Origin of the sequence: Enterococcus sp. AZ104, assembly GCF_050546705.1 — a bacterium.
GTDB classification, from domain to species: domain Bacteria; phylum Bacillota; class Bacilli; order Lactobacillales; family Enterococcaceae; genus Enterococcus; species Enterococcus faecalis.
In genome coordinates, this window is record NZ_CP172952.1 from 1,994,251 (window position 1) to 2,020,471 (window position 26,221).

Consider the following 26,221-nt stretch of genomic DNA (forward strand, 5'->3'; position numbering starts at 1 on the left):
TAAAACACGTTGCGACTGTTTTTATTCGCTTTTTCTTTGTTTCGTTTGTTGTAGCTCTTTATTAATTCGGACAATTTCGTTGCCAAAATTTTGCCAGTCACTGGCTCGCGGGGGCGCTAACCAAATTAAACATTTTACTGAAAATAACGTTTTTGGTAAATAATCCGAAACTACTAAATCAGTATCTGGTCGAATCGCTGAATGAAAGTGAATGCTGAAAGATTCGAATATTTTGATTTGTTCTTTGATAAACTGAGTATATTTTTCTCCTTGCGTAAAATTCACATAAAGATTGATCGTGCTTTTTTCATTCCTTTGGTCATAAAGACGGGATAACACTAATAGCAAATCAAAAAATAAAGAAAGCTTACTAAACTCAAACGCCGAGCAATCCAACGCAAATAAAAACTGACGACAGCTATTAAAAACAATTGGGTAGCGTTCCTGAAAAAATTCTAAATCCATAATTCGTAAGGTGATATCGATGAACGGCGTAATAAAACGATGTTGATAAATAATCGGAACAATTTCTTGATAAAATTCTTCGTCCGAAATTGTAAACGGCATATAAGAAAAGAATAATGTTTTCGTAGCCGTAATTGCCTCATTGTGAGAACTCAGCAAATGTTCCGAAATGAGTTCACTTTGATAGACCGATAAATTGCCGATAATTCCTTGAATTTCTGCGTTTTTCTCTGCATGAGTCGCCTTCATCACTTCGTTGATCCAACTTTGAATTTCTTGATAAATCGAACTTTCTTCATCAAAAGCGAATGGATTTTCTTCTTGGGATAAAAAATAATTAGCTTTTCTTTGCGTTCGTTCTAACGCCACCAATACATAATGTTTAAATAAATGAAAATTAGTGATATTTTCATAAGAGCCTTTCAATTGAGCCAATAATTGGTTCACTGCGCGAAGATCTGTTTGATTATATAATTCTTCAGAATCTTTGTAAATTCGGTAATAGAGCATAGTAAAATATTGTCTAATCGCCATTTCATTGCCGCTAAGTTGTAAATTTTTGGATAACTTAATACCGTATTGACCTAATTCTTTCCGGATATGGTCAACAATTTTGTATACAACCGTTCGACTCATCCCGTGCTTTTCACCATATTTTTTGATTGAGGTAAACTGATGAAAGAAAATCGTTTTTAATAGATTAAATTCTAACGAGTCTTTTAAATAATATTCTTCAATAATACTTGAAGAAATACGAAGGCTTTGAGATAACAAAATTTCATTATTTTTTTCACTGATTTCCATCTCATTAATCAGACCAAAGCGTTGCAAATCTGCATTGATTTCTGTTATGTTCCGTTCTAGCAAATAAGGAGAAATAGCTAATTGCTTACATAAACGATCTTTTCGTTCAGAAAATGAATATTGTTGCTCTAACTTTCTAATAATCGCTAATTTTAAATTTTCCCGATTATCTAATAACAAGAATTCCATTTAAACTCTCCTTGTTCCATACAAAAGTGAGCCTGACAGGAAGCTTAAAGTGGTGCCAAATTGAGAGGACCCACTTGCCGCTCCTCCAGTAATTTCCACTGGGGCTATCGTATCTATTTTTTTCAACAACTCATCATTTAACAGCACCTTTTTATTTACTCGTTCCTGTTCAATTTTATTTTTCTTTTTCTCCTGTTTTGTTTGTTGCTCCTTGTCCTGTCTCGAGGCAATAATTGGTCTTTCTGGGCCAATCATTGCTTGACTATAAGGAAGCTCTGCAAGCATATTCCCCTCTGCAGCAAAATTAGTAGGGTTGACATACACCTTTGCAATAGAAAGGTATGACTCGTAACGGAAGGTTACAAAATAAAGGCCTACTTTTTGAGTATTTACATTATTTTCTATAATTACATTTTCTAAATTTAAAGGGCGACCCTCTTTATCTTTTAGAAAAACGACATTGTCTAAGGGTGACCATGCTTGATTAACTCCTAAAAACGTGTCTTTTAATTTAAGTTCCGTTTGATTTTCTTTGACCGTAATGGTTGCTGTTTCAATTTTGCCATCCACTTCATAAGTCACGGTGTATTTGCCTGGTGTTGTCGCTTCGTTTGCATAGCTATTCACTGAAGCAATCAACATTCCTGAAGAAAGAAATAAGGCTGTGCCGATACTACCATAATAAATAGTTCGCTGGTTCATCTCGTTTATTATTCCTCCAAACTATTTCATAAAAATAACTATCTTAACAGAAAAACCTGCTAATAGGTGTTCTTAAAATAAAAGTCACTTGTAAAACTTCCTATTTTCCAAGGAAACAGCTACCCTCATTCATGCACTTATTCATCTTTTAAGCGTGGAACAAAAGTTACTTTAAACTTTTGCCCCACGCTCATTTAATTATTTTCGTTTCTTCTTGATGACTATACCACTAATAATCACAATAAGTAACACAACAAGTCCTAGCACACGATATAGACCATTAGTTTGTTCTCCCGTTTTTGGATAACGGCCCTGCTTGTCAGGTTTCACAATATGTGTGACATACTGACTACGTTTTATCGTGGTTTGATTCGTTGAGGAACTAGTCTGGTTGTTCTCATTTTTATCTGGTAGTGGTGTAGGATTACGATCAATCACATGAACAGTTGCTACTGTCGTCAATTGACGAGGTGTTTCGTTTGAAAACATTGAGAAAAGTCGTGACTGCACAGCTGGTTTGGTTTCATTAACTGGCTCAGTGGTATAGGAAATCTGGTACTCTCCTGTTTTCTTTGTATCAACTTCCCCTTTTACTTGAACCTTATCAAAGGATATAGCATGACCGTCACGATCTGTCGCTGAAACGAAATTATCTTCTGGTTTCCATTTATCGCCGACATAAATCGTTGTATCTTTGACCTCTAACTTAGATTGGTCGGGTTTAACGGTCACATGGGCTGTTTCTTCTTTACCTTCGTAACTGTATACGATTGGATAAACGCCTGCTTTGCTAGTATCAACTTGACCTGAAACAGTGATTTTTTCAAATGGGACATCTTGACCTGTTTTATCTGTTGCTGAAACAAAGTTCTCTTCTGGTTTCCATGAATCGCCGACATAAATCGTTGTATCCTTGACTTGTAAACGACTATCATCACGGACATGAACGATTGCTTTCGCTTCTTTTGTGCCATTTTTATAGACAATTTCATAATCGCCTATTTTATCAACATTCACTGTTCCCTGAACATCAATTTTTTCAAAAGGAACGTCTTGACCTGTTTTATCTGTTGCTGAAACGAAATTATCTTCAGGTTTCCATGAATCGCCGACATAAATCGTTGTATCTTTGACTTGTAAGCGACTGTGATCAATTGTTTTAGTTAATGGAATTTTTAGTTGATTGTCTCCTTTGACCAGCTTAATGGCTTTTCCTGTCAAATACTCTTCATCCACGGAATATTCCTGCGGTACATTCGTTACTCGCAAAGTATAATCACCTGTCATGATGGCATCAAAGGAGTATTGACCTTTTTCATCTGTTGTAAATTCGGTTGCTGTATGCGTGACATTATCAATTAGTTCAAAAGAAACCTTCGCAATTGCTTGGTTTTCATCCTCTACGTTATGCGTGTAGAATGTGGCAGTTGCTAAATAAACAATGCCTTCCGCATCACCTTCTGAGAATTTCAATGTGATTGGCGCAGTGGTGACTTTTTTCTTGCTAGCAGACATCTGGTTCAATGTTTCAGAGTCGATTGTTGTTTCTGTATAGATTTGGCCAGCGTTTGCAGAGACAGTATTGTATTCAATCGTAATGTTTTCTGTCAATGTATAGTCTTTAAAAATAATTTTCGCACCGTTTGTAGTCTTCTCTAATGAATAAGCATCTTCTGGCACGCCTTTCACGGTAATAGAATTCAAATCGATTTGAGCATTGGTTGTGCCTTTTGGTGTTAATTCAATCGTTGGATTTTTCACACGATGTGTTTTATTATCAATATTTTTTGTTGTTACTGTCGTTTTTGTTACATTTTTTAATATTGGATTCGCCGCTTGTGTTGCACTCAAAATGTCTAACGCTTCATTTTGAACAGAAACCGAAGCAGACCCTTCATTATTATTCGATTGTGGTTCTTTAGCTGTCCCTGTTATATAAAGAGTTGGCACGTCGATCCAGCCATTGGCGTTTTTATACTCAATAATGTAACGTTTGTTGGTTTTTCCAAAATCAAACGTGTAACTATTGGTATTTTCGTCAAAAGTAATCGTTGGGTATCCAGGACTGTCTGGTGACATTGGTTTATCAAAATAATAGCCACGATCCCAGTATTGTGGATAAATTGAATCTACCTGATCGTTTGAAACATCATAAATGTCAAAAAGAACATCGGCGCCAGCTGGAATTTTTGTACGGACGCTTAGTGAGTCAAAAGAATCATTTCGTGCATTGACAAGGAATTGATTTTTACTACTTTGAAGTGTTCGTTCAGAACCACGCTTGCTATTAGTAGTTACTGTCGTATCAACTGGAGTTAAACCTTCAGCACTCATTGTTATCGGTATCGTATCGACTGGGATACTTTTATCTTTTGGCAAACTATCGGGCACATAATTAAAACCAATTGGAATTTGGATTTCGTTGGTTATTGGCGTAGTGAACTTAATAACTGAACCATCTGACGTTGGCGTTACTGTATAATCCGTTCCTAACTTGTAATAAAAATAAATTTCTTTTGTAGCTCGTAATGAAAGATAATTAGGATGCTTTACTTTAATTTCTAAATTTTGAATCGGTGTCTCTTTGCTTCCCATAACTGAGACAGTTGTTCTTGATGAATAGGCACCATTTTGATCATAATTACCCCAAGCAGTTTCAGCATTCAAAGGATTAACAACACTAATTGGTTCAATATATTGATCGGATACTAATTGAATGGCTTTATTGGGACCAATTACAGGTGTACTTAATGATAGATTAATGTCCTTCTTGTCAAAATCCATTGTTAAATCAGAAATATTTATTCTTAAATAGCTATCTTTTGTGGCCGTTAAGATGAGCTTGCCACCTTCAGTTTTAATATCAAAATAGTCTTCCAATTTTACATTTTCATATAAAGGACCATACGCCGTAAATTTAGGATTCTTAATTTCTTGACCATTTGTACTTTCTAATACGATTTGTTGACCCACTTTTGTTTCTGTTAACGTGTCATAAATTGTTACATAATATTTCCCTTTGCTTTGAAAACTGATATAGGACATACTACGCATTTCACGATCAGCAATTACTTTACTTGTTTGACTCGTCTTCGCAGTAAAATCGGTTGTTTGTTTAGTTCCTGTCGTACTTTTCAAAGAAATTGACCCAATTTTTGTTGTTGGATACTGCTGCGAATATAAGTAGTTATAGTCCGAAGCACTCTCTAAATAAATTGTCCGATTAATCGATAAGGAATAGGCTTTTTGTTGATTCATGTTTGGAACAGTTACAGCAATCCGCCCGAGTGAATTATCGCTTAATGTATAATCTTTGCCAGGTGTTAACAAGGTTTGCGTTTCTGGTAAAATTTGACCATTAATATCGACATCGTAACTGAAAACTTGAGGTTCCAAGTTATCTTGTTTTCCAAAGACAGCGCCTGGCGTCTCTGTTGTCAATAATTCTAATGTTTGATTGCCAGTTAACGTCCGGTCTAAATTATAAAAAATTTCGCCATCTAACCCCGTCGTTCTGGTTCGTTCGTTATATTGAATTGGTTCCACTTGTTCATATAAATCAAACGAGTAGGTTTTTTTATTTTTTCCTGGAGTTTCAATTTTGATTAATGGTTCCGCCTCTGTTGTTAGATAACTTTTTAATTCTACTTTAAAGGAAGTATCTGAAACTCGTTGATTAAACGTAATACTTAATGTTTTGGTTGCCGCATCGACTGCCCAAGTTGCGCCAATGCCCGTCACATCTCCGCTAACAGTTGAATAACCTAAATGTTCTGGTAATTGAACTGTATAAACTGATCCAGGTGCATAACCTGTGTTTCCAACAGCAAATTGGAACGTAGCGGTTACCGGTGTTGTATTTAATTCGCGGTGAACCTCTGTTTGGCTGTATTCTGTTCCACCAATCGGCGCAAGACTCATACTGTCAAGTAGTTCATCTGTAATTGGCGCTTGAACATCTGGTAGGGCTTTTTCATTAAGTGAGGTGTCCTTGTCCTCCGTTGTTTGTTGTTCAGATGGTGTAGCAGCATCACTGGAAGCTGTTGTGCTCGCCTCTGTGGTTTGCGATTCAGTTGTTGCAGTTGGTTGATTCATTTCTGAAGTAGTCGTTGTTGCTAAAGGTAAAGATGGTGTTGAGTTCGATAACTCTGCCTCTTTTTTTGCTGTATCAGTGGTCTCTGTTTGTGCTTCTGTCGTTGTTACAGCATAGGCATTTGCGGCAAACCCGAAATTTTGTGCGAGAAGTATACTCAACATCACAAAAGAAAAAGTTTTTTTCTTCATACTAATCCCCTTTCAATAAAATTCATATAACCTAATAATAGCTTGTTAAAAATGAAACAATTGATTAATTTTTTTTGAATCTTCGAAAAAAAAAAACATCTTTTCATAAAAAAACACTTGGAAAATCAGCTACAATCACTGTTTTTCCAAGTATTTTTTTATTAATATTTGTAAATTATCGTTTCTTTTGACGAAAAACGACCACGAAATAAACTGCAATAAACAATAACACTAAGAGCGAGTTACTATTTTTAATGAAAGTTAAAAATTGACTTGTTTGCATTGAAATGCCTTTGCCGCCAGTCAATTCTAATAAAAATTGTGTCGTGCCACCTTTGCCTACTACAGTGACTAACATAAGCGCCATCAAAATAAATTGATGGAATAAACTCCCTTTTGTTTGTGTTGTATATTTGATAAGGATGCGGCTATCTTTTGGCAAATCTGTCTCTTGATAATATCGCCTAGCTAAAAAGCTATTCAATGTGCTTTTGAAAAAACTCAAGAGAAACAGGCCTAAAATAGTCCACGAGGTAAGAAGTAATATTCCCAAACTTCCCGCCAGACCAATCATTGGTATGTTGTTTGACCATTGTTTCGTTTTACTAGCTACAATCATTGCAAAAATCATCCCTAAAACATAAGGTAAATAGAGATAGATGCCCATATGAGCTCTGCCGTAAACCCCTGCAACATAAATGGAACCAAATAAAAATAAATAGTTCCCGACAATCCCGTTAATCAAGGTCGCAAGATTCATTTCTAATGATACTTTATACGCACCGCGTTTGCCATAATGACTAACGAAAAGGACAGCCACCACAAAGAAACAGCAGGCGCCAACAATCGCGTAATCAAATTCCACCGCATTCGTTAATAAGCGACCACTTCTTAATAAAAGTAATAACACAAAAAAGATAACAAACAGAATTAATTCTTTTCGTGAAACTTCTGCTGATTCTTCTTCTAGCTCGTTTAATGAAACAGGATAGCTCTTGATTGCTACTAAAGCAACCAGAAAATAGAGCGCGTACACCAATAACGCCAGTCCAATCTCAGTCGCTTTAAAAAATAAAGCGCCAAATAAAACAGCGGTCAATAAGACTGTCGTTAAAAGATTGCTATGACTTATTTTTTGACCTTCTTCTTTTAAGAAAAAGCGAATTGATTGATTACTTGGTGGCAACAATGCCCCACTAAGTCCTAACAACATTCCTGAAATACTATAAAGCGGGAAAGAATAAGCGCCGGCGATCCCAATTAAGGAGCCTGCCAAGCCTAACAATAGAGAAATCTTTAGTAGACCTAGACTAGTTAAAGACAAATTAATTCCTCGAACCAGAAAAATGCCTGTCATACGCAATGTATAAAATAAGACAAATGGTAAAATTGTTAGAAGGTTGTGTCCATCACTCAATTGAATGTAAAGTAAATAAGGCACAACAATAATCGTATTACTTAGTAAACTTAATGCTGTATTACCAAGACTTTCAATTTTTTTATTCATTTTGACCTCTTCTTTTATCTTTCATTTTCTATTATTTTTAGGGTAGCATTGTTTACTTTTTTTGTCCATAAAATAACAGATGTAGCAATTTCCTAATGTCTATTTTCCACTGTTACGTATAATAGTTAATGACGACTGCTTGGACTTTCTCTGTTCCGTCATTTATATACGTGTGTACTTGATTAGCATCAAAATACATAGCGGCGTCTTTTGGAAGAAGGTATCTCTGACCGCCCACTTCAAGAGCTAATGCTCCTTGAATAACCATGACATATTCTGTCGAACGTTTTGAATGCCCAACAGCTTGATACTTTTTCCCTGGATCTAATTCAAACTGAAAGAGTTCAAAGTTTCTTTCCTGGTTGTCTGAGTAGTAATTAAAGACTCGATAGGAGTGATCTTCAGAATGTTGTGTTACCGTCTCAGTTTTTTTTACCACGGGATTTTCTTTAACATAGTCATCTTCTAATAAATACGTATACGGAACATTGAGTCCATTACTTATTTTCCAAATTGTATTTATGGTAGGATTGGTGGTTCCTTTTTCAATCTGCGAAAGCATCCCTTTACTCACTCCGGTTATCCCAGCTAGTTCATCTAACGTAAGTTTTTTTTCTTGTCTAATTTTTTTTAAATTATTGCCAATAATTGTATTAATCTCCAAAATAGTTGCTCCTTCTGTTTCTTTTTATCATCCAAAAGTTTAATATATTGAACAAAAGTATTCTTTATTGTATTATACAATATATATCTTAGTTGTTCAAAAGGAGTGGTTAATAATGAAAACGCTCATTCGCTCGTTGTGTCTCATTATCGAAGGTCTAGATTTTCATACACACGTGTTTAAATTTTATACAGAAAGAAGGAAAAAAAGAGAATGAACCACCAATTAGATGCACGCACTGGCATACGTGAAGCCTTGCCAACGGTTTTTGGCTATATTGGTATTGGCATTGCTTTTGGTATCGTAGGACAAGCAGCAGGTTTTTCCCCTCTTATTGTTAGTGCGATGTCGTTTTTTATTTTTGCAGGATCTGCTCAGTTTGTAACAGTTAGTATGTTGACTGGCGGCAGCCCTATCTTATCTATTGTGTTAGCGACTTTCTTAGTAAATGCGCGTATGATTCTTATGGGAATGACCATTGCGCCTTACTTTAAAGCCGAATCTCTCGGTAAAAATCTCTGGTTGGGAACCTTACTGACGGATGAAAGTTTTGCACTAGGAATGAATAAATTAAACCACACCAAAGGACGTTTAAGTTTTGAGTGGTTTAATGCTGCCAATTTGATTTCCTATGCGACTTGGGTTTTTTCGACGATCATCGGTGCCTATCTAGGACGCTTTATTGCAAACCCTCAAGCATTAGGTCTTGAGTTTGCGGTCGTGGCTATGTTCATTGGTTTACTCTATCTGCAGATAATTAGTGATCGTTCCATGAAAATCGCTTTACAACTCATCATGGTCCTGATTACTTTTGGGTTGATGTCTATTGGTCTAATTTTTATTCCCAGTAATTTAATTGTCTTAGTTGTCACGTTAATCGGTTGTGGAATAGGAGTGATGATAAAAAATGCCTTCTTCTGAGTATCTCTTTTTAACAATTTTAGGCTGTACCGTTGCAACCTGGCTTTCAAGAATACTGCCATTTTTACTTTTAAAAAAAATCAGTCTGCCACAGAAATTATTAGAATATCTAAGTTTTGTTCCCATTGTGATTATGTCCGCCTTATGGTTTAGTAGCTTATTTGAACAAAGAATAGGACATTTACCAAGCCTCAATCTTCCTTATTTATTCGCTTCATTTCCTACCATTTTAGCCGCAATACTTACTAAAAACTTATTGCTTATTGTACTGGTAGGCATTGCTTCATTTGCACTAATCCAATATTTTATCTAAAAAAACAGACAGGCACTACCAGATGGTAGTGCCTGTCTGTTTTTTTAGATGCCAGCTGCAGGGATCGAACCTGTGACCTACGCGTTACGAGTAAATTATAAAATATATTTTCTGCACAAATGCTTTTATATCAACATTATTTTTACAAATAGTCTAGCATTTCCACATAATTCAAAGTATTTTAGTCAAATTTTAGCCACATAAAAATAACAAATTAAGTCCCAGATCATGTTATTTAAAATTTCCTGATAAACCTTGAACCAAATTATAACATAACCTGAGTTAATATTAAAAGTTGATATTGAAACAACTGTTCTTTCTTAACTAAAATCGTTTGAACTCTCTTCAAAATTTTTCAAGTATTCTTGCATAACTGAAACGAAGGGATTCACTCTCCATAATTGTCGATCACCTATTGTGTACAATCGATATTTTGCTCATGTAGTTGCAACGTTAACAATATTGTAATTAACCCATCTCACAGCGCCTTTTGCATTCGAGTCGCATCCTAATAGAAAAATAACTTCTTCTGCTTCTTTTCCTTGAAATTTATGAACCGTCCCACAATTTTTATTAATCCATTCTTGCATGATTTCCTCTTCTTTGTATTTAGATTCCTTTAAAAAAGATTTATAAACCCATTAACTACCGTTGTAAAAGGAGAAATTATATATATATCTGGACAGCCTTCAGCTTTTTCAAAAGCCTTATCTAATATTTCAATAGCCCTTAAAGCTTGTTCTTTCACATGATGATCTTTTTTACCATTCTCTTTTCCTGTTATATTTATCCAGCAAGACTTTGAGTAAATAAATTCTGATTCTCCCTTTGGTTCTCTAGTTTGAGATATCATTGTATTAGAATAAGATAATTGATTGTATATGCTGAACATGGGATCTATACATCTTCTATGAACAACTAAAGGACCTCCAACCCATAAGTCCTCTTGATCATCTTGTTTCAAATAAACTACATAAAGATTAACATTATCAGCAAATGTTTGTACTGAAAGTGATTTATCCATATAACCAGCTAACTCATCCGTTCTGAAAATTTTTTTATTGCATTTACCTCTGTAGTAACAATAGGTTCGACTTATTTAGGATCCCCCACAGTTGAACAGCTTTTTGACTTTAGCTCATCAATTAAGAAAATCATGTATACAACAAATGTGATTGAGATTATCCATTCCAGCTTTCGGAAAGTCACTAAAAAAGGGACTTTCCCTAATGAAAATTCCCTGTTAAAGCTTTTGTATCTTCGAGTGTCTAAACTTGAGCGTAAATGAGCCAGCTGATGACGAATAATGCCTATTCAAAAAGAATTGAAAAGTATAGTGTCTATTTGTAAATCGGAAAAAGTTTATTTCCTACTTACACACTTTACTTGACAATCCCCGTTACACTTGAAATAAAAATTTTAAAATATTACTGTATCATTATAGCCTCTTTTCACTTCTTTTAAAATAAATTAAATTGCTCATTCAGAAATGTGACAAATTCTTTATTTTGATATAACCACCTACCACTCGTTTAAAGTAACTTCCACAATTTAAGCATACATACTCTTTGTTTCTATATGGCACTAATTGCGCTAATTCCCCACAACTACATTCAATATAAAAAGGAAATTCATTACAATTTTTTTTGTCTATTTGCATTCCCCATAAATTATATTCTTTTCTTAAAGAAGAGTTTATATACTTTTTTTTATTTCTATCTTTCCTTTTAAAATAAATAGTAATATCCTTCTTTCAAAGCATCAAAATAAAATTATTTATCAATATTATACTTGTTAATTTAATAATAAACTACTAATCAAACCTTCAAAATTGATTATTCAATAAAACAATACAAGCATGTAAAAAACAAAACTATTGTACTGAGAATGTTTCTGCTTTAGTTTTATAAATTTGAAACACTTCGGAAAATCTCTATTGATACCCTTATTCATCTGACAATTCAATAGTATATCTATACTCTCCAAGCTGGAACTATCCTTCCTATTTCTTCATTGAGTTAACTTTTGTATTGGCACAAAAGTTAATCGTTCTTTATTTTGTGCCAATAATAGATTTTCTGCCTTTATTTCTTTACTGTTACTTCAGCTTTTTTCTAATTTCATAATTTTTACCCTTTTTTTATAAGAACTAGAAAATTTAGTAAGTATATCTCTTTCATCATCTTTTAGTTATAAGTAACAAAAATAGTTTAATTATATTTTTAAAAAATATAATAATTAACTAGCTATTCTAATACGTTATCAAGCAATTATTTTTTATTGATATAAAATTTCTATCTACTTGTAAATATAGACTTTAATACAATTAATGTATTATCTAAATCATCAATATTTATTGGTAATCTACTACAATGTTTTTGTGCTATTACAGTATATAACCATTCTAGCGTTTCCGTAGTAAATGTAATCAGCGCTTTCATATCACTTAAAATATTTGAATTTTTTTCTATTATTGTTTTTATAGTTTCAAAACTCTTAGATTCATTATGAGCATATATTCTATCTCTTTGTTTTTTTAAGTGTTTAAATGTTATTTCGAATTCCCATAACCTTTGATCTATACAGTCCAAATTTTCATCTATATATTCTGAAGTCACTGTAATGTCAAAATCAAAGGAACCGCCCACTTCTTTCAAGTTCTCTTCATTCATTTTTAGCAATAATTCTCTGTTTTCTTTACAATTTTCTATAAACTTAAAAAAGTTTGTATTGCTTTTTCTATCGTATATTCTCGACACTTCTGAAAAAGTTGCCAAAATCAGTGCATTATACGTATAGTGATAAAATGTAGGTGAAATAGATATTAAATCAGTATTTAAAGATTTGTTTTTAATAATGTTTTGTATAATTTGAAAGTATGCGTTCATTTCTCTTGTGCATTCCCAAAGAAAATCAAGATTCTTCTTAATTCTCAATGCTTTTTGTTTTTCCACGTTGTTCATATTATTTTTTCCTTCTCTCTTTTTTCTGCAGTAATTCCGTAACTCTGACCGTACTATTTAAAAGTTCGTCTGTTTATCCCTATTTGTCCTTCAACTTTTTTATCTGATTCACCTTCAAGAGAAATAGTTTAAAGACTAACTAAAGGAGTGAATCGTTCTCACTATATTTTTGTTAACTACCTGTATGTCTAACTTTTGTTTTGCTAGCTTAATTATCAATTATCTGTTGCTGCGTTTTACAAATATATTGACGTTCTTTTCTTCAGCTTGGCACTTATACAGCTCGATAATTAAATTATTAAGTAATAGACTTAAATTATCGTTCCTTATGTCTATTAAAGCAATTAAATTCAAAAATTCAAGCGTTACTTCTTTAACTTAATTAAATTCATTATTTCTTTAAAGTCTTCACGATGGGTGTCTTTTTTTGCTAGGATTATTTGCAAAAACTTTAATACAATTAAAAAGCGACTCTATATCGAAATGTACTACTCACGCGTACGTAGTTTGTTTTTGTATTAAGAAAACTCATCATTTCAAAAAATTTTGCTGTCTAACTCTGTTAGCCTCTTATAATTTCAAGCATACTAATATAGCTAAATAAAAGAACCAACAAGATATAACCTCGTTGGTTCTTTCTAACTTATCACTATAAAATAACTGTCTATTGTTTTTTATCTATTTGTATAAACATATAGCCATTTAATCAATTGTGTCTTCTATATTTTTTTAATCTACCAAATATAGCAAGAGCTAAAAATATTAATATTGTTCCTATAACATAAAATAGATTTGATTTTTGTTCTCCCGTACTTGGTAAATTTGCTTTAAAATTATTTGTTTGTTTACTTTGACGAGACGAATGATTATTTTTATCAATGTTTTGGTTAATAACTTTGTTTTTCTCTTTAATTACTAATTTAACTGTTTTGGTTTGACCATCTGTTGTTTGTAATGTAACTTCATAGGTTCCTGCTTTTGAGAAGTCTACTTTTGAGAAGTCTGCTGTTACTTCAAGCTCTTTGCCATCTTTATCTGTTGCAGTAGCTTTGAAGTCTGATACAGTTGGTGTTTTATCTCCTACATACATGCTAAAGTCTGAGCCATTGATAGACTGTTTGTTTTCTTTGATTACTAATTTAACTGTTTTGGTTTGACCATCTGTTGTTTGTAATGTAACTTCATAGGTTCCTGCTTTTGAGAAATCTACTTTTGAGAAGTCTGCTGTTACTTCAAGCTCTTTGCCATCTTTATCTGTTGCAGTAGCTTTGAAGTCTGATACAGTTGGTGTTTTATCTCCTACATACATGCTAAAGTCTGAGCCATTGATAGACTGTTTGTTTTCTTTGATTACTAATTTAACTGTTTTGGTTTGACCATCTGTTGTTTGTAATGTAACTTCATAGGTTCCTGCTTTTGAGAAGTCTACTTTTGAGAAGTCTGCTGTCACTTCAAGCTCTTTGCCGTCTTTATCTGTTGCAGTAGCTTTGAAGTCTGATACAGTTGGTGTTTTATCTCCTACATACATGCTAAAGTCTGAGCCACTGATGGATTGTTTGTTTTCTTTGATTACTAATTTAACTGTTTTGGTTTGACCATCTGTTGTTTGTAATGTAACTTCATAGGTTCCTGCTTTTGAGAAGTCTACTTTTGAGAAGTCTGCTGTTACTTCAAGCTCTTTGCCATCTTTATCTGTTGCAGTAGCTTTAAAGTCTGATACAGTTGGTGTTTTATCTCCTACATACATGCTAAAGTCTGAGCCATTGATAGACTGTTTGTTTTCTTTGATTACTAATTTAACTGTTTTGGTTTGACCATCTGTTGTTTGTAATGTAACTTCATAGGTTCCTGCTTTTGAGAAGTCTACTTTTGAGAAGTCTGCTGTTACTTCAAGCTCTTTGCCATCTTTATCTGTTGCAGTAGCTTTAAAGTCTGATACAGTTGGTGTTTTATCTCCTACATACATGCTAAAGTCTGAGCCATTGATAGACTGTTTGTTTTCTTTGATTACTAATTTAACTGTTTTGGTTTGACCATCTGTTGTTTGTAATGTAACTTCATAGGTTCCTGCTTTTGAGAAGTCTACTTTTGAGAAGTCTGCTGTCACTTCAAGCTCTTTGCCGTCTTTATCTGTTGCAGTAGCTTTGAAGTCTGATACAGTTGGTGTTTTATCTCCTACATACATGCTAAAGTCTGAGCCACTGATGGATTGTTTGTTTTCTTTGATTACTAATTTAACTGTTTTGGTTTGACCATCTGTTGTTTGTAGTGTAACTTCATAGGTTCCCGCTTTTGAGAAGTCTACTTTTGAGAAGTCTGCTGTCACTTCAAGCTCTTTGCCGTCTTTATCTGTTGCAGTAGCTTTGAAGTCTGATACAGTTGGTGTTTTATCTCCTACATACATGCTAAAGTCTGAGCCATTGATAGACTGTTTGTTTTCTTTGATTACTAATTTAACTGTTTTGGTTTGACCATCTGTTGTTTGTAGTGTAACTTCATAGGTTCCCGCTTTTGAGAAGTCTACTTTTGAGAAGTCTGCTGTCACTTCAAGCTCTTTGCCGTCTTTATCTGTTGCAGTAGCTTTAAAGTCTGATACAGTTGGTGTTTTATCTCCTACATACATGCTAAAGTCTGAACCGCTGATAGACTGTTTGTTTTCTTTGATTACTAATTTAACTGTTTTGGTTTGACCATCTGTTGTTTGTAGTGTAACTTCATAGGTTCCCGCTTTTGAGAAGTCTACTTTTGAGAAGTCTGCTGTCACTTCAAGCTCTTTGCCGTCTTTATCTGTTGCAGTAGCTTTAAAGTCTGATACAGTTGGTGTTTTATCTCCTACATACATGCTAAAGTCTGAGCCGCTGATGGACTGTTTGTTTTCTAATACAGTTATTTTTCTAGTAAATTCGCTAGTTTCTCCTGAAGTATTGGTAACACTGTAATGAATAGTATAAATCCCTGCGGTTGGTTGCTTACCATCTGTGGGATAACCATCATAATTTGTAATTTTTATCGCATTGGTAATATTTGTTTGTGCGCTGTAAGCATAAATATCTTGAAGTGGATCATAATTATCTGTAGTATAGATTGTTTTGTCATTTCCTCTAAAATAAGGAATGGATGTCCCATTTGCGACAGATTGAAACATGGTTGTATAATTCCAAGCACCCTGTGTTGCTATGCCATTGATCCCATAAGAGCGAACAGCTGTTTGAACTACATTTATTGAGTTAATATCTGCGGCTGGTACATACACTCTAGCAAAAAAATTGCCATTAACGATACCATTGGCTTGCATATAATCAGAAAAAATTACCTCTATAGTTAACTTATCCTCCGAAACATTCCAGACAACTCCGGGTGCATTTGAAATATTTACACCATTATAATAAAGAGTATTCGCTGATGTATCAAATGGAAGATCTGATTTAAAATAGAGACCACCTGTATGAGGATTTGCACTTAAAACAGGTTGAAAATTACCAAGATAACTAAAAAACATGGACCCATTGACCGAACGATTATAAGGATTTTGCAGATAGACTGAACCTGATCTAACAGCAGCTTGATCATCAGGATAGTTACTGTTGTTTACTCCAAGTACTCCCCCAGTTCCAGAAGCTGTCCAACCTGCTGTACCAGGATTCACTGGAGGAGAATATTTTGAAGGTTTAACATAAATTTGATCTGAACTAATAATCGTCGTTGTTTCATCTATTTCAACCAAACTAATTTCCATATTTCCAGAAGCTACTGCTGGATCTGTTTTATTATCTAGCCCATCCCAATTATAGCCTGGATTCTTAACTAAAAAATTGACATTTACTTCTTGTGTACCGGGATAAAAATCATTTTCAATCGTCAAAATTGCTCCATTAGTGGTTGATTCTACAGTAAAATCCCTCATATTTTCAGTTGAATAACTTAAATAAGTTAAAAAATTACTTGCTGATACTCCTGCTACTGGTGTTATAGTAAATTTTATCTTAGTCCCTGCTGGTACTACATTTCCTTTAGTATCTCTATTTGTTAACGTCAGTTTATAAACAACAGAGTCCCCTTGCTTTAGGGGGGTATCAGCAGAGGAAGGACTCAGATTCTTGACAGATACTTCTGGTGTAACGACTGTATCAAGAGTGTCTATCGAACTCGAAGAATTGTTTTCTTCGTCACTACTACTGTTTAAATTGTCTTTCCCAGGCGCCATTTGATTCGTCGTACTATCTGTTTCTTCTTTGCTGAATATTGACTTTGAAGTTGTTGTTCCTATTTCTTCGTGATTATCTGCTGTATCATTTCCTTTATCGGAATTTCCATCAATATCTTTAGTATCCTCAATAGAAACATCACTACTATCTTTAATTACATTATCGTTATCTATATCAGAAATACTAGATTGTGGTTGACTATCTACAGTAACAGCGCTAGCATAACTTGGTAGAATAATGGAAGATACTAGCACTCCTATTGAGATAACATTTGTTATTTTTTTCATTAAAAATCTTCCTTTCAAATATAATTCACAGTTTTAATTACATGAAATAATTTAAAACTATATACATATATATGTTATATAAGTATATCGAAAACATTAATAAATTTCAACAACTTTTTTTATCCAATACAAACGTTCTTTTAATCTAATTCACAATAAACTTAGCGGTATCAATTTTTTTAATTTTGTATTTTGAGTAAGAAAAACTTTCTTTTTCTAGGAAGTATTATATATAATAGCAAAAGAATGGAGAAATAAAAATGCAAAAAAAACGCCCACAAGCATTGTTCTAAAAAACCGAATATTTCAATACTCTTGTTTAATAGTATTATAGGTCATTTCTGAAATTTTTCCGTCCTTCACACTTGCCAACAACAACACCCGTATCGTTCTACCAGATTGTTTACACGTCAAAATCACCGCATATTTATTATCTCCTGATTGGTAAAAATTCTCCACATTTCCCTCACTAGATAATTGAACCGCTGTTTTTACATCAATTCCATTCTTTTTGATACATTCGGCAGTCATTAATTTTTTTAATTTCTCGTTGCGATCATTAATGCTACTATAGTTCGCATAAGCTTCCCCAAACGACTGCAACAATTCCTTGTGATTTACTTGCATTTCTTTAACGCTTGATTCAGTTATTTCACTAACCGTATCTCTTGTTCGTTCCTCTGAAAAAGTCTTAGAATCACTCTCTGACAACGCAAAGTCAGTAGTTTCTTCTGTATTAACACTTTTTACTTGTTTTGAAGGTTCTTTCTCTTTTCCTACTGGTAAAAAAAATACCCCCAACATCAACAAAATAAATCCTACACCAAAAATTAGTTTTTTCATTATTTTACGTCCTTTCTAACTAAACTTGTTGTAATTGGAAAATCTTTCTGCCATTGACGTAAATATTTTTCCGCCGTCTGTCCTTTTTCTGCGTTTTGTTCATAGGTTGTGTATTTTCCGTTTCCTTCCACACTTGCCACGATACCTGTATGACCAAATTCACTGATTGCTACACCGCCTTGACCAAAATTAATTACATCACCAGCTTTTAAATCTTCATATTTTGGATTTTGTATAACTGTCCAATGATAATTTTTCCAATCGTAATCACTGCCAATTTGGCTAGCATACATATGCCCAGAACCCATCAAAACTGGACCGCCCATTTTCTCAACATATAAAGCCGTCAAGCCATAACACTGACCACCGTTTATTGTTTGACCTAAAACAGCTTCAAGAACATCAATCTTACTGCCACCAATATTTGCTGAACCATTTCCAGTCGTTAAACGTTTATACCAGTTCATAGCGCTTGTTTTACGTCTAATCTGTTCTATAGGATCGTCTTTTGTTCCTGCACGTTCCCACAATTTCAAAATATCAATTGAAAGACTCTCAACGTCCTTATGTTTTGACATGTTTTTCAACAGATTACTGTCTGCTCCATCATGGTTCCAAGCAAAGTCCATTTGAAATTCTACTGCTTTCCAGTCTTTATCGGTTGTTTTCGCAAGCTTTAATAGGTTCACACGTCGCCCACTATCCCATTGTCCCAAACCCATCGCATAGCCTCCAACACTCGGATTCATGGCGAGTACTTCATCATACAATTTATCCCCTTGAATACGTGAAGGAATAAGTCCGCTCTCATGTTCCATATTACCTATCCAAGCAGCCGCAAATTCCAAGGTACCGCCACGAGAAGTCACATAGCTTGCTACTTTCTGCGCAACTCGTTCCTGTTCATTTTGAGGATCAAATCCATAATCATTAGTTGTATCTACTGTAAAAAAGCCAAGAATCATTAGAATTGGTATAAAAAACAACGCTAGCATTACACCCACACTAATAAAATATTTCTTCAAACATGCCCCTCCTCGTAAACAAAAAAAGCAATGCCTAATTTAGACACTGCTTTCTTTCTATCCATATTTTCAAAAAAAGAAACACTGCATGTTTACAGCGTTTCTTCCAACCTACTCTTTAAATTTGCCTGACTTATAAACAAGCTCGTAATTCCCACTCGCTTTTTTTTCATTAAGCTCATATTCTGCCACTAACGTTTTTAACTCTTTATCCTCTGTATATTCATAAAAATGCTCAACACTATCTACTTTTTCTTCATACGGAGCCCACGTGTCAATTAAATAATTATTTGTATCTTTATCTTTATCTTTATAAATCAAAAAACTAAAATCTTTTTCTGTATAATTATGCTTTGTTTCTTTCCCATCAAAATCAACCGATACAGAATCTTCTTCAATAACCTTATCAATCACAGCTTGTGTATTCTTGTCTGCTTTATCACTACTTCCACACGCTGTGAATACCACTAACAATCCTAACAAAATAACTGATAAAAACTTTTTCATAATGCACCTCTCTTTTTCTTTTATTATACCATTTTCACGTGCCTATGAACAGTTTTTCCGTTGATTTTACAAGGTTTCTGTCGTTTTCCCGTTCTCTTTTTCAGGAGATAATTCTTCTTGAATCTCACGATCTTTTCTCAAATTATCTTCTGTTGAATAACGAATAGTAGCAGAAGTTTTTTCCTCTTCTTTTGCTTCTCTTGGTGTTTCCTTCGGCTCTTTTGTCAACGGCTCTTCTGGACTGTATGAATAGCTTTGCTTCCATTCTTTTGGTTCTGTTTTAAAATCATCAAAATGTACGTCGTACTCATAAGGTTCCCCACGAAGTTTCGCCAATCGTTCCTCAAAACTTTCCGTCGCACCACTCCATGAACTATTGCGACGATACTTTCTCTCTTCTTCTTCCGATAACTGCGTACGATTTTTTTCGCTTCCTTCGGTTTCAAAACGAGTCATACCGTCCAGCTCTTCAATACTCAATGAATCTATCGGCACATCAGGATCATTCACAAAGCCATGTTTATCGAAAGCCTCAAATTGACCCTCACGATACGCATTCGATATAGAAGAAAAACGATCGTTTAAACTTTTTTTTGGATTAAATCCTTTCACTTTATCAACGCCATTCGCCAATTTTGAATCTTGATACAATTGACTCATACCATCTTTTAAGCTTCCACCTAACCCACGTTCAGAAAAGTAACCTGCTTTTTGTGCTAATTTTTCTGTTCTCGTTGGCTGAATCTCGTCCATTGTTGACCCTAAAATTATATTATCCATGTAGTCACTTTGACCGTTATCATCCGAATATCCTATTGGTTCTAATACTTCTTTTGGTGGTCGACTGGATTGAGGCGAAGTTCCTTCTTCTTTTGCTGTCACATCTTTTCTGAAATGAGGCAATTTTTGTTTTAACGGTACCTTATCCACTTTCTGATGTTGAATAACAGACACAAACCAACGCCAATTCTTGTAAATCAAAACAGCTAAAATGACTTTAACAAAAAGTGAAGCAATTACTGTTAAGAAGGTTGTAGCGCCAAACGCTGAATCCAACCAACCTAAAGTCATAAAAATAAACCCAAAGCCAAGACCTAACAATACTTTTCCCGCAAAGGAGCCAAAAATCAGCTTGCCTGCATTCATTAACACATGCTCATTGTTTGGCAATAACGAACGAGCAAGAAAAACAGGCGACAACAGAATTAACATTAGAATGAAAATTTGTAACAAAAAATTCATTACCGCAATAAACAAGATTACCCCTGCCACAATTACAAAGTCAATCCCTGAATTAAGCAGAACTGCCCATTTCTGCCCTAATTTTTTTATAGTCAAATAAGAATTTTTTTCTGCTTTTTTATCTACACTATCTTGTATGTCTTTTTCTAATTTAGACGTATATTTTCCTCGTTTTGCTGTAAATTCTTTAATTGTTTCAGTTGAAACATCTGTTTTCCCAAAATTCATCAGTAAAAAAGGTTCAAGTACAAACCGATAATACATCATATTTTGCACTTCCCCTGTCACGGTATCAGGTGGCGTTAGCTTTAAATCTTCCACTAGCTGCTCCGCTGGCTTTGACACATTCGGTGCCATAATACCCACCAATTCTGTTTGCGCATTCGTTGAAACCGTGTTTACTTTCTTTAAAAAGTTTGCGCCATTAGAATAAAAGCCTGTTCCAACGACAATCAAACTACCTAAAATCAATAAGCGAATAAACAATCGTTCCATTCCATGACGAAAAAAATCTTTGATCCCGTAAATAAACACCATCATCACAAAAAACGTTCCAAAGGTTTTAAATAGGTTATCCCATACCGCATTACTAGAAGAAAAAGCACTATCAATGCTCTTATTCAAAATATCGACAGAATAGATTTTATCGACTAACACCATGCTAGCTTCCACAATGCTTTTTCCAATGGAAAACAAAATATTCAAAATCCCATTAAATCCACCTACCATTTTCTCATCAAATCCACCACCTAACCATGTAGCTTTCTTGATTAATGATAAAATGGAATCAATATCAAAATAATCTGTTAGCATACAAAAACCTCCCTTCTATGCCATAAATTTTTCTTCCGCATTCGCACTTTCATTACGATTAACCGTACGGAAACTTTCTCTTACTTCTTCGAATGGGCAATACACCAACATTCGTCCTACACGACCATAAATATCTAAATACAAGCAATGATATTGAGGCATTTTCCGCAAGAACTCAATATTTTTTTGAGTTACTTCTAACCCAACATGTCTCAAAATCAATTCTCGTTCATCGTCTTTATCAAACGCAAAAACACGTCCAAAGTTCCCAGAATCGTCCTCCGACTGCGTATCTTTAATCGATTGCGTGATTAAAACCATCATATTATTAAACGTACGTCCTACCCGTCGCATCGCTTTAATTACTTTCTTTCCACCTCTAGACGAACTAAACACCCACGCTTCGTCAAACAAGACAAACGTATTTTCTTCTGAATCTTTCAATCCGAAAGCTTCACAGAACTTCCCTAAACACATCATTAAGGCTAATGATTTTTTCTGACTAGACGTGTAGTTTCGACTATTTTCTTCCGCATCTGGAATATCTAAACCAGCTACTTCTAAAATAGTGACATGTTCCGTCAAGTTCAATCCGTTATTCTCTCCTCGTGAAAATGCCAATTCTAGGATTGATCCGTCTACTCGTTCTAAAATAGCCTTTCCTGATTTTCTCGCTTCTTCGTTGCTACTTTGAACCATATAATCTAAAACATTTAACAGCCCAACTTGTTGACCTTCTTCTTTTTTTGCAACAACTGACTTAATCCCTTTTAACATTTCTGTTCGAGCGTCCTCTTTTTCTGAAAAATCATAAATCTGCTCAAAGATTGTTTCTAACGTATCTTGTACTTCTGCCCCTGATAAGTAATTCAAGGGATCAAGAACACCTGCATTCTCCTCTTTATTCGGGTCTAACGTCACAAAATGGAGCGAACGAATATAGTCAATGAATAACGGGTATTTTTCTTGATAATACGGGTTTTCTACGACTTTCATTAACCATTTTCTATATTCTGATTTCGGATCAATATATAAACCCTTCCCATTTAACAAACTACAGTAAAAGAAAATCAATTTTGCAAGAAATGATTTTCCTCCTCCAGTCGGTCCAGTAATCGCAATATGAGGCGAACTAGAAGCTTTTCCAGCCACTTCTGCTTGATTGGCTAAAAACGGATTGAACAAAACAACTTGAACCTTAAACCTATAAGATTACACGACTTTAGACATTCACACGTAGCTCTTCTTATTCACAATAACGAAAAGAATACTACTATAAAAGAACGATTAGGTCATTCTTCAATTACTACTACAATTGATACTTATGGTCATTTATACCCTAATTCTCAAAAATCAATGAGCGATAAATTTGACAATTATGATATATTCGAGCTATAAAATAACATGTTTTAAATACTAATTTTTAATAAGTAGGCAATTTTAGGCATCGAAAACTTTCAAAACACAAAAAAGACAGATATACCTATTACCTTTAAGGCTTGGTGTATCTGTCTTTCCAATCTATGCCAGCTATAGGGTTCGAACCTACGACCTACGCGTTACGAGTGCGTTGCTCTACCAACTGAGCTAAGCTGGCCTGAAACAAATCTATTATAGGACTTTCTACTTTATTTGTAAAGTCTGTTTGTTATTTATTTATGCAAAATCTCTTTAAAATAAGCCAAATAGCGACTTTACAAACTTTTTTCTGAAAATGTGGTATAATAGAGATATCAAGAAAGGATGGTTTTTTGTATGTCAAATTTTAATGGTATGGTTACTCCTGTTGTTCCCTCGGATGCTGGTAAGGATTTCGCCGTTGACACCCATGTTACTTTTCTTGTTCACGGACAGCCACAAACAGGCGTTGTTACGAAACAATTAAAAAATGCCGCTGTCGTCGAAATTGACGAAACGCAAAAAAACAATCACTTAATGGTGCACAGCAATGGTGTGATTGTTATTAATTACAAACAATTGAAAAAGATTTAATTCTTCAAGCGTGGGAAATTTCCCCCGCTCTTTTTTATGTACAGAATTGGAATACTTTCCAATTCGTCGGAAACTATAATGCTGTAATAAACGCAAAAAAACCAAAAATAATTCCAGGAACATTAGCAAAAATAATGGACTTATCACGTGTTTCTCCATCGTCTCCATATAGCCCGTGAATCGTCCAAAAAATACAATTAATCATTGCCACTAATGGTTGCGTCGGATTGCCTTTTTCCCCATGTAAATTTCCATAAATTTGTGGAATATATGAAACATACATCAAAACTGACATCACACTAGCAATCACAGCGATAGCGTGTAAGACTTTTTTATTCTTTTTCATAGCTACTCCTTTGTTTTTTTATTTTTTATTATACACCTAGAAAAGTTCTTTAAGCAAAAGAAAACCGTTAGTAACCATAATCGGTTACCTAACGGTTTTTTGTTATTATTTTGTTCCGAATAAACGGTCACCAGCATCCCCTAAACCAGGAACGATATAGCCGTCTTCGTTTAAGCGCTCATCTAAAGCTGCTGTATAAATATCTACATCTGGGTGCGCTTCTTGTAAAGCTTTCACACCTTCTGGAACGGCCACTAGACATACAAATTTAATGTTGCTAGCACCACGTTCTTTTAAGGAATCGATGGCCATAATTGCGGAACCACCTGTTGCTAGCATTGGGTCAACAACAAATAATTGACGACTTGCAATGTCTTCAGGTAATTTCACGAAGTATTCATGTGGTTGCAATGTTTCTTCATCACGGTAAAGTCCAACGTGTCCAACTTTCGCTGCTGGAATTAATTCTAAAATCCCATCAACCATGCCAATGCCGGCACGTAAAATAGGAATAATTGCTACTTTTTTCCCTGAAAGTGTTTTTTGTGTTGATTTACCCATCGGTGTTTCGATGACAACATCCTCTAAAGGCATATCCCGTGATACTTCATAAGCCATTAACATAGCAATTTCGTTGACAACTTCGCGGAAAACCTTTGTCCCACAGTTCTTTTCGCGAATCATTGTTAGTTTGTGTTGAATTAGCGGATGATCAATTACTTGAAATTTTCCCATATCTATTCTCCTTCATTATTTTGTTCTTTCTTATTGTAAAACAAAAGAGCCTAGGACACAAGTTGAATTCCTTAAATCCTAAGCTCCGACTCTTATTTGTACAGAGAATCGCGCTTCAGCTACCCCTGATGTTAGTTATATAATGGATATTTTTTAGTTAGCGCTGCTACAGCTGCTTTGACTTCATCATGAACTGCTGTATTTTCTGGATCTTTTAAAACTTGAACGATTAATTTAGCAACTTCTACCGCATCTTCTTCTTTAAAACCACGTGAAGTAATCGCAGGCGTTCCAATACGGATACCACTTGTTTTAAATGGACTTAATTGTTCAAACGGAATTGAATTTTTATTGACAGTAATATTTACACTATCTAAAATAGCTTCTGCTTCTTTTCCATTTAAACCAAAACCTGTCACTTCAATCAGTAATAAGTGGTTGTCTGTTGCCCCACTAATTAAACGAGCTTCTGGCGCTTGATTGAAAACTTTCGTCATCGCTTGCGCATTTGCAATCACTTGCTGACTATATTCAGCAAAACTTGGATCCAAAGCTTCTTTAAAAGCTGCGGCTTTTCCGGCAATCACATGTTCCAACGGGCCACCTTGAATGCCTGGGAAAATACTACTATTTACTTTTTTCGCCAATTCTTCGCTATTTGTCAAAATTAAACCGCCACGAGGACCACGCAATGTTTTATGGGTCGTACTTGTTACGATATCAGCATACGGAACTGGATTTGGTTGCAACCCTGAAGCTACCAAGCCTGCAATATGCGCCATATCAACCATTAACTTGGCATCTACTTCATCAGCGATTTCACGGAAACGTTTGAAATCAATCGTTCGTGAATACGCACTTGCGCCAGCAACAATTAATTTTGGACGATGCTCTCTTGCTAAAATTCGCACGACATCATAATCGATTACTTCTGTTGAAGGATCCACTCCATAACTGACAAAATTATAGGTTTTGCCACTAAAGTTAACGGGCGAACCATGTGTTAAGTGACCACCAGCTGATAAATCCATCCCCAAAATGGTATCACCTGGTTCAACCAATGAAAGGTATGCCGCTGTATTGGCTTGAGAACCTGAATGGGCTTGTACATTCGCGAATTTTGCACCAAATAATTCTTTGGCACGATCGATAGCTAAATTTTCTACGATATCGATAAATTCACAACCACCATAGTACCGTTTGCCAGGGTAACCTTCTGCGTATTTATTCGTTAAAATACTTCCTTGGGCAGCCATAACTGCTTTTGACACGACATTCTCAGATGCGATTAGTTCCAAGTTATTTTCTTGGCGCTCTTCTTCTCTTGCAATTGCATTCCATAAATCTGGGTCATACGTTTTGTAATCCATTCAAACAACACTCCATTTTGTTTTCTTTTGTCTGATTGTATCAT

Annotated in this window: 20 protein-coding genes, 1 tRNA gene and 2 pseudogenes; 5 read left to right on the forward strand and 18 right to left on the reverse strand. The window is 34.7% G+C overall.

From position 1 onward, the window contains the following. Positions 1–21 precede the first annotated feature (21 nt). The 5 genes from IGJ37_RS09510 to IGJ37_RS09530 all read right to left on the reverse strand — a co-directional run bounded on the left by IGJ37_RS09510 (position 22) and on the right by IGJ37_RS09530 (position 8,615). Positions 22–1,458 (reverse strand): helix-turn-helix domain-containing protein, encoded by a 1,437-nt coding sequence (locus IGJ37_RS09510; RefSeq protein WP_252671573.1) that lies wholly within the window; start codon positions 1,456–1,458, stop codon positions 22–24. Beyond that, complete coding sequence (locus IGJ37_RS09515) at positions 1,459–2,160, reverse strand: bacterial Ig-like domain-containing protein (RefSeq protein ID WP_002356634.1); 702 nt, start codon at positions 2,158–2,160, stop codon at positions 1,459–1,461. Positions 2,161–2,358: 198 nt separating this feature from the next. Further along, positions 2,359–6,444, reverse strand: a complete 4,086-nt coding sequence (locus tag IGJ37_RS09520) for a bacterial Ig-like domain-containing protein (RefSeq protein WP_325814898.1) — start codon at positions 6,442–6,444, stop codon at positions 2,359–2,361. Positions 6,445–6,619: 175 nt separating this feature from the next. Further along, positions 6,620–7,951, reverse strand: a complete 1,332-nt coding sequence (locus tag IGJ37_RS09525) for a hypothetical protein (RefSeq protein ID WP_252671571.1) — start codon at positions 7,949–7,951, stop codon at positions 6,620–6,622. A 112-nt stretch (positions 7,952–8,063) separates the two neighbouring features. After that, positions 8,064–8,615 (reverse strand): helix-turn-helix domain-containing protein, encoded by a 552-nt coding sequence (locus IGJ37_RS09530; protein ID WP_002362234.1) that lies wholly within the window; start codon positions 8,613–8,615, stop codon positions 8,064–8,066. A 213-nt stretch (positions 8,616–8,828) separates the two neighbouring features. Here IGJ37_RS09530 and IGJ37_RS09535 point away from each other — a divergent pair, with 213 nt between their 5' ends. Both IGJ37_RS09535 and IGJ37_RS09540 read left to right on the forward strand, forming a co-directional pair. Continuing rightward, positions 8,829–9,536, forward strand: a complete 708-nt coding sequence (locus IGJ37_RS09535) for an AzlC family ABC transporter permease (protein ID WP_002359671.1) — start codon at positions 8,829–8,831, stop codon at positions 9,534–9,536. Further along, a complete protein-coding gene (locus IGJ37_RS09540; protein WP_002359670.1) occupies positions 9,523–9,849 on the forward strand; it encodes an AzlD domain-containing protein in 327 nt (108 codons plus the stop codon). Before IGJ37_RS09535 ends, IGJ37_RS09540 begins: the two co-directional genes overlap by 14 nt. A 437-nt stretch (positions 9,850–10,286) precedes the next feature. On the opposite strand, the gene IGJ37_RS09545 is transcribed toward IGJ37_RS09540, so the two are convergent. Further along, the gene (locus IGJ37_RS09545; RefSeq protein WP_179141144.1) at positions 10,287–10,439 is read right to left on the reverse strand and encodes a hypothetical protein; all 153 of its coding nucleotides are present in this window, start codon (positions 10,437–10,439) and stop codon (positions 10,287–10,289) included. 29 nt (positions 10,440–10,468) lie between these two features. Beyond that, positions 10,469–10,873: a hypothetical protein gene (locus IGJ37_RS09550; RefSeq protein ID WP_085443925.1), complete on the reverse strand. Its 405-nt coding sequence runs from the start codon at positions 10,871–10,873 to the stop codon at positions 10,469–10,471. A gap of 126 nt (positions 10,874–10,999) precedes the next feature. On the opposite strand from IGJ37_RS09550, the pseudogene IGJ37_RS09555 reads away from it, so the two are divergent. Continuing rightward, positions 11,000–11,199, forward strand: a pseudogene (locus IGJ37_RS09555) (transposase); the annotation flags it as partial. 944 nt (positions 11,200–12,143) lie between these two features. Here IGJ37_RS09555 and IGJ37_RS09560 read toward each other — a convergent pair. The 7 genes from IGJ37_RS09560 to IGJ37_RS09590 form a co-directional block, all read right to left on the reverse strand. Next, positions 12,144–12,812 carry a transposase gene (locus IGJ37_RS09560; protein ID WP_325814899.1) on the reverse strand — a complete coding sequence of 223 codons (669 nt, stop codon included), beginning with the start codon at positions 12,810–12,812 and terminating at the stop codon, positions 12,144–12,146. Positions 12,813–13,518: 706 nt separating this feature from the next. Continuing rightward, positions 13,519–17,304, reverse strand: a complete 3,786-nt coding sequence (locus tag IGJ37_RS09565) for a bacterial Ig-like domain-containing protein (RefSeq protein WP_430598909.1) — start codon at positions 17,302–17,304, stop codon at positions 13,519–13,521. A 306-nt stretch (positions 17,305–17,610) separates the two neighbouring features. Then, the gene (locus tag IGJ37_RS09570; protein ID WP_252670577.1) at positions 17,611–18,147 is read right to left on the reverse strand and encodes an EF0163 family protein; all 537 of its coding nucleotides are present in this window, start codon (positions 18,145–18,147) and stop codon (positions 17,611–17,613) included. Then, entirely contained in the window at positions 18,147–19,172 is a 1,026-nt protein-coding gene (locus tag IGJ37_RS09575) for a phage tail tip lysozyme (RefSeq protein WP_411859935.1), read from the reverse strand. Before IGJ37_RS09575 ends, IGJ37_RS09570 begins: the two co-directional genes overlap by 1 nt. A 111-nt stretch (positions 19,173–19,283) precedes the next feature. Next, positions 19,284–19,679, reverse strand: coding sequence for a hypothetical protein (locus IGJ37_RS09580; protein WP_325815073.1), 396 nt, complete (start codon positions 19,677–19,679; stop codon positions 19,284–19,286). A 66-nt stretch (positions 19,680–19,745) separates the two neighbouring features. Continuing rightward, positions 19,746–21,734: a CD3337/EF1877 family mobilome membrane protein gene (locus IGJ37_RS09585; protein WP_325815074.1), complete on the reverse strand. Its 1,989-nt coding sequence runs from the start codon at positions 21,732–21,734 to the stop codon at positions 19,746–19,748. Between the two features lie 15 nt (positions 21,735–21,749). Then, on the reverse strand, positions 21,750–22,886 hold the full coding sequence (locus IGJ37_RS09590) for an ATP-binding protein (protein WP_325815119.1): 1,137 nt from the start codon (positions 22,884–22,886) through the stop codon (positions 21,750–21,752). An 18-nt stretch (positions 22,887–22,904) separates the two neighbouring features. On the opposite strand from IGJ37_RS09590, the pseudogene IGJ37_RS09595 reads away from it, so the two are divergent. Beyond that, a pseudogene (locus tag IGJ37_RS09595) lies at positions 22,905–23,132 on the forward strand (tyrosine-type recombinase/integrase); the annotation flags it as partial. A 126-nt stretch (positions 23,133–23,258) separates the two neighbouring features. Here IGJ37_RS09595 and IGJ37_RS09600 read toward each other — a convergent pair. Beyond that, positions 23,259–23,331: transfer RNA gene (locus tag IGJ37_RS09600), tRNA-Thr, on the reverse strand. 158 nt (positions 23,332–23,489) lie between these two features. Here IGJ37_RS09600 and IGJ37_RS09605 point away from each other — a divergent pair. Then, entirely contained in the window at positions 23,490–23,726 is a 237-nt protein-coding gene (locus tag IGJ37_RS09605; RefSeq protein ID WP_002381528.1) for a hypothetical protein, read from the forward strand. A 73-nt stretch (positions 23,727–23,799) separates the two neighbouring features. Here the strand turns inward: IGJ37_RS09605 and IGJ37_RS09610 are convergent, their stop codons facing one another. The 3 genes from IGJ37_RS09610 to glyA all read right to left on the reverse strand — a co-directional run bounded on the left by IGJ37_RS09610 (position 23,800) and on the right by glyA (position 26,177). Beyond that, complete coding sequence (locus IGJ37_RS09610) at positions 23,800–24,072, reverse strand: membrane protein (protein WP_002356625.1); 273 nt, start codon at positions 24,070–24,072, stop codon at positions 23,800–23,802. Positions 24,073–24,177: 105 nt separating this feature from the next. Further along, a complete protein-coding gene (gene upp, locus IGJ37_RS09615) occupies positions 24,178–24,807 on the reverse strand; it encodes a uracil phosphoribosyltransferase (RefSeq protein WP_002356624.1) in 630 nt (209 codons plus the stop codon). Positions 24,808–24,938: 131 nt separating this feature from the next. Next, a complete protein-coding gene (gene glyA / locus IGJ37_RS09620) occupies positions 24,939–26,177 on the reverse strand; it encodes a serine hydroxymethyltransferase (protein WP_252671570.1) in 1,239 nt (412 codons plus the stop codon). Between the last annotated feature and the right edge of the window lie 44 nt (positions 26,178–26,221).